This window comes from Metabacillus niabensis (assembly GCF_902829255.1).
Lineage (GTDB): Bacteria > Bacillota > Bacilli > Bacillales > Bacillaceae > Metabacillus > Metabacillus niabensis.
This window is the reverse complement of record NZ_CADEPK010000205.1, coordinates 1-5,763: the sequence shown is the minus strand read 5'-3', so window position 1 is coordinate 5,763 and position 5,763 is coordinate 1. Positions and strand designations below refer to the sequence as shown.

Annotated in this window: 6 protein-coding genes; 2 read left to right on the top strand and 4 right to left on the bottom strand. The window is 38.7% G+C overall.

The window, feature by feature from the left end; translation table 11 throughout:
* Positions 1–269, bottom strand: a 269-nt coding sequence (locus tag HU235_RS13610; RefSeq protein WP_174880546.1) for a TetR/AcrR family transcriptional regulator, incomplete at its 3' end; no start/stop codon positions are given.
* Between the two features lie 360 nt (positions 270–629).
* Here HU235_RS13610 and HU235_RS13605 point away from each other — a divergent pair.
* Positions 630–1,808 (top strand): glycosyl hydrolase family 28-related protein, encoded by a 1,179-nt coding sequence (locus HU235_RS13605; RefSeq protein WP_095298718.1) that lies wholly within the window; start codon positions 630–632, stop codon positions 1,806–1,808.
* Positions 1,809–1,922: 114 nt separating this feature from the next.
* On the opposite strand, the gene HU235_RS13600 is transcribed toward HU235_RS13605, so the two are convergent.
* The 3 genes from HU235_RS13600 to HU235_RS13590 form a co-directional block, all read right to left on the bottom strand.
* Positions 1,923–2,729, bottom strand: a complete 807-nt coding sequence (locus HU235_RS13600; RefSeq protein ID WP_174880545.1) for a helix-turn-helix domain-containing protein — start codon at positions 2,727–2,729, stop codon at positions 1,923–1,925.
* Between the two features lie 172 nt (positions 2,730–2,901).
* The gene (locus HU235_RS13595) at positions 2,902–3,843 is read right to left on the bottom strand and encodes an aldo/keto reductase (protein WP_095298716.1); all 942 of its coding nucleotides are present in this window, start codon (positions 3,841–3,843) and stop codon (positions 2,902–2,904) included.
* An 18-nt stretch (positions 3,844–3,861) separates the two neighbouring features.
* The gene (locus HU235_RS13590; protein WP_145580706.1) at positions 3,862–4,857 is read right to left on the bottom strand and encodes a Gfo/Idh/MocA family protein; all 996 of its coding nucleotides are present in this window, start codon (positions 4,855–4,857) and stop codon (positions 3,862–3,864) included.
* A gap of 123 nt (positions 4,858–4,980) precedes the next feature.
* Here HU235_RS13590 and HU235_RS13585 point away from each other — a divergent pair.
* Positions 4,981–5,763, top strand: a 783-nt coding sequence (locus HU235_RS13585) for a helix-turn-helix transcriptional regulator (RefSeq protein ID WP_174880544.1), incomplete at its 3' end; no start/stop codon positions are given.

Sequence of the window (5,763 nt, the reverse complement as noted above, 5' to 3'; positions counted from 1 at the left end):
TCCTTAAGCTTTGAATGATTATCCATTTCCAAATGAATAATTTGCTCTAGCTTCTTATCCAGCATGTCAAAATGTTCCTCAACAAGTGCATAAAACAGCTCAGCTTTATTTTTAAAATGGTAATAAATAGCCCCATGACTATAATTTAGCTCTTTAGCAATTTGCCTCATCGACACATGCTGATAGCCCTTTTGAACAAATAAATCTCGTGCAGCATCCATTATCATCTCTCGAGTTAATTCATTGCTCCCTGCTCTTCTAGGTGACATAGCTCCTCCTTTATTAACCACTGTTCAATTAAATAATAACAAAAGATACCAATAAGTCAATAGCGAATAATGTTGTTTTTTTTCGCTAAAATCTCCTATTTACTCTTTTGTCAAATGTATTTGTACCGTTTTTTTGATAAGAAACGAATATATGTAAACGGTATCATTTACATATTGCTTGAAAACTTTAACTTTGTTAACCTATCCTTGCTATTCATTCTAAAAGATTGGTAGGTGATGACATATAGTTTTAAAAGTTTCGTTTTAGCTACATTGATACATCTTTTTTCCTTACCTCATGAGAACATATTACACTTTCCCCAAAATGCAATCAAATATCTAAAAAGGAGACTTGAAGAAATGAAAATGTTGAAATATGGTTGTATGCTCCTAGTTGTATTTTTCCTTTCATTGGTATACGTCTTACCACATGCACATGCAGAAGAAACGGTAAACGCAGCAGATTTTGGTGCAAGACCTGGTGTTCAAGCGTCGCAAACAAATGCCCTACATTCCGCAATGCGTTACTTTTATGATCGTGGGGTCGAGGGAACCGTTTATATTCCAGCAGGTACGTATTACGTTGCTGAAGAGCTTCGTTTTTATAAAGGTGTAAACATCGTAGGGGCAGGTATGGGCCGAACAATTATTAAGAAAATGGAATCAGCAGGAAGCTACATAGTTGGTAACCCAGTGCTACCGTCCAATTCAATTGAATTAAATGTTACCGTTTCTGATCTTACATTTGATGGAGATCGGACAAATCGCGCTGCTAAAGGTCTGAGCCAAATTGGCGGGATGTTAATTGACAAAAAAATCACCGATTTAACGTTGGATAGAATTGAAATAAGAGATACGACAAATGGCGCAATACTAAGAAGAATGCAAAATTCCGCGATAAAGAATAGTAAATTTGACAGAACAAGCGGCCATTCCATTGCAACAGGTGATGAGAATTACCCAGTCGGTGAATTTACAAATGTTTCGATCACAAACAATGAAATAACAAATTCAACAGGTGGTAGTGGCATTAATTTATCTCGTGCAACGTATACAACAGTATCTAATAATCGAATTATTAATAGCCGGCAACAGCAGGATAGCTATGGTGGAATACGAATTCCGAATGGTGGTGCCTATAATACAGTTACAAATAATGTAATTGAAAAATATCCAAGAGGCATCTTTATCTTATCAGGTGCACACCACAATACGATCACTGGAAACACTGTGATTGACTCAAACATCCATGGGATTCTTATTCAAGCTGATAACAATACAGTTTCACAAAACAGTATTCAACAAAATGATCGTACGTTAAATCCTGAATCTGTCGTTAGGATTGCACCAGGTAGCTATAATAAACTGGTCAATAACGAAATTATCACATATTCCGGCTATCGGAATCCTGGGATTCGATTAACTGGAGCTTCACTATCTAATGAAGTTTTAAACAATAGAATAAAAACAGATGGAACTCTAGTAAGCAATGAAGCTGGTAGCACGAACATCATCCAAGGAAACGTAAAGATTAATTAACAAAATCACGGATAAGATGAATGCCACTATTCATCATTCAAATGGGTGCTTTCTAAAATTAGGAAGTACCCTATTCTATTCTTGAAACTTTTTTCATTCTCTAACGGTACCTTTTTACACGGAAGCCAAAAAATCATAATAATCATGCTTCATCTCTCTCCGTTTTTCGACAATGAGCTCCGAATAAAGAATTGTGTAAAAGTATCCTTCAAACGTCGAGTTAATCTTCCCGCGTTTTTTAGCAAATACCGTTTGCTTAAAGGCATAGATGACGCGATCAATAACAGCTTCTAGGTCTTTCTTTAGTTTCATTTTACGATATACGAGTAGCACTCTTTTCCATAGCTCATAAATTCCGATTGCGTTGAAAAACGGTTTTACAGCAATTACAAATTCTTGAGGAATAGATTCTGGTAAAAAGCTCACATCAAGCTGATCAGCTGTCGGCTCTTCCAGTTCCTTTACGTTATAAGGTTTTATCGATCTTTTCTCACAGAGTGAGCTTTGCTTATTCTCTGTTTTATTAGCTGTGACTTCTGGTGTGTCATCATGGTGTGTCATCGTATTTTTTAATGCTTCGATTGAATCAAATGGCTGGATGATAAGGATGTTAACCCCCTGTTTGCCTGTCTTTCTTGCTGTTGGAATTTTTTTAATAAGTCCTTTCTCCATCAAGACATTCAAGGCGCGAATGACAGTGCGGCGGCTAACGTTTGCTTGCTCTGCTAAATAATCATTTCGGGCAAAGGAAACACCGATTACCTTAACAGAATGTCGCCAAATTTGTGTAAGAACAGATATCGTCCCTTCTGACAATTCCTCCTTATGCTTGTACAAAAAGCCGCGGACAGCCTGGTCCATTTCTTCGATCGTGTTAAATGATTGATACGATTGTAATAACTCGTAATTGAATTTTTCCATTTTTCCTTACTCCCCTTAATTGTTTAGATAAAATAAAAACCTTTTGGCTCACCATTTCTCGTTTCAAATGGTTTTCATTGTATATATAGGGAGTAAGCATAACGGGAGTAGCGTCGAAAATGAAAAAATTTTAATAAAAATAAAAAATGGGGGACAGTCCCCCATTTTTCAATTATTTTACGCTGTTTTCAACCTTTTCGAGCCAGGTTAATTCCTTTTGTGTTAATTCAATTTTGGAGCCTTCATAGCATGATAGCAGTTCCTCGTCATTTTGAGCACCGATTAGAGCACATGTTGGGAATGGTTGATTAAGCACATAGGCAAGGGCGATTTGGATCGTTGTTACCCCCTTTTCCTTCGCTAGTTGCTCTGCTCGGCGAAGACGTTCCCAGTTTTCATCACTATAGAAAACACGAACGAGATCTTCATTGCTCCGATCCTCAGGTGTAAACCGACCTGTAAAAAAGCCACGTGCCTGTGAGGACCAGGACAGCAGTGGAAATTGATATTGTTTATGCCACTCGCAATCTGATTCATCAACCGAAACACATCCAGACCAAAATGGTTCCTTTGCCTTTGCAAGACTTAGATTTGGACTGCTAAAGGTGAAGCCAACAAGTCCATTCATCGCAGCATATTCATTAGCTTCCTGGAGACGCTCAACCGTCCAATTTGAACCACCAATCGCCTTAATTCGTCCCGCTTGGATATGCTCATTTAAAGCATCGATAATGACCTGAACTGGAATAGAAGGGTCATCGCGATGGAGAGCATATAAATCAATATAGTCTGTTCCAAGACGTTCAAGGCTTTCAAACAAATCATTAGAAATTGCCTCAGGTGTCACGCGAGGACCATTCTGATCATGATGTGCACCTTTCGTAAGAATGACAACATCCTCACGATTATTGCGGTCCCTCATCCATTGTCCGATAGCTACTTCACTTTCTCCACCACAATAAACATGTGCTGTATCAATTGTATTTCCACCGATTGCAACATATCGATCCAGCACACTGCAAACCCTTTCATAAATGCTCGGTCTAAAATAATCTGAACCCTGAATAAGTGTCGTAACTTTCTTATTAAGCCCTGGAATCGTAATTGTCTTCATGTCGTATTCCTCCTATTTTTATATTTCAACACGTCTTCGTTCCCTTGCTGAAGTTAAGCAGGCATCGAGAACCTTCATATTTTCAATTGCATCAGTTGCTGGAAAAGGTAATGGTTCTCCTGTAAGAATACTTCTTCCAATTGCATCTGCCTGCAAAGCATATTGATTCAATCGTGGCACCTCGACTTCCCTTCTTCCATCATTCGTAAAGACATAAAAGTTATCTGCTTCATTTTGTTCGGTAATAAATGCTGATGGTACTTCAATACGTCCGTCTGTACCAATGATTTCTAGCGTATTTCGAAATGCTGCCCACATTCCACAGTCAAAGGTTAATGCAACACCGTTAGCAAATTCAAGAATGCCTGATGCCATCATGTCTACTTCATCATGCTCTTTGGAAAATAAGGCGTGTACTGTCGCAGCTTGCGGCTCCTCACCAAGAATCATCCGTGCTGCACTGATTGGATAAACTCCAACATCATATAATGAACCACCACCCCATTCCTGCTTATAACGTACATTCCCCTTGTCCTTTGCGTTATTGAACGTAAAGGTACCATGAATACCACGTATATCACCAATCTCCCCCGAACTAATGACATCTCGAATCATCGTATATCTCGGGTGATATCGATACATAAATGCCTCCGCAAAGACGACACCTGCTTTTTCACAACTAGCAACCATTTTCGTTGCTTCCATTGCGTCCAAGGCTAAAGGCTTTTCACATAAAACATGCTTTCCCGCTTCAGCTGCCCGAATCGTCCATTCCTTATGTAAATGGTTTGGCAATGGAATATACACTGCATCAATGGTTGGATCTGCTAATAGCTCTTCATAGCTCCCATAAGCTGTCGGGATCTTTAATTCCTCTGCAAATTGTTTTGCTTTTTCGCTTCCTCTACTCGCAATGGCCGAGACGACTCCTGTTTCAGATGCGGAAATTCCAGGAATGACAGCACGCCTTGCAATATTCGCACAGCCGAGAATTCCCCAATGAATCTTCTTCATTTCTCCCTCTCCCTTAAAAAGATTTAATACTATATTGTCATTATATGAGCCTATCTTTAAAATAAAAATAGAAACTTATTGTTATATAAATGAAACAATATTGCTCTCATAAGGATGATAAAAATGATTAGACAATATTTATTGCCTACATTAAATGAAGATGAGTATATGATTCTTCCCGAATCGATTGGCTGGTATTTTAATGAGCCTGATCATCAGGTTGATCGCAAGGTTGGAACGTTAAATAATTTTAGTATTCATTTTATCGTGTCAGGAACAGGCTTTCTTGAAATTGATGGGAAGCCATTCACCTTAAAACGAGGTGATGCGTTCCTTTACTTTCCAATGCAGGAACAGCGCTATTATAGCAGTAAGGATGATCCGTGGAATATTCGCTGGGTTCACTTTTACGGCAATGTTCTTCACCCATTTCTAACAGAAAAGGGATTTCATCATGACCGGCTCTGGACGGTTCAACAATTACAACGATTAGAGGAGACCCATGAACAGCTCCTTCTTGAGGCAGAGAAGAATAGTTTTTTACATTTATCTAGATTGTCTACTCTTACGTATACGTTTTTGATTGAATTTGTCACAAATGCTGTACCAAGAACAGCTCAACGTCGCCAGGAAATCGATAATCGAATTCAGACCCTCCTTCCTCTTATGCAGCAAAAGGCATGTGATCCGTTTGATTTAGAGTATTGGGCAGAACAGGCTGGAGTTAGCACCTATTATTTTTGTCGCTTATTTAAACGCGCCACGCAAATGACACCAATGGAATTCATTACATTATGCCGTCTACAGCAGAGCAAGCAATGGTTATTAGAAAACAAGGAATTGACAGTGAAAGAAATTGCGATGAAAGCTGGGTATCCGAGTATAAGCTCCTTTAATACAGGGTTT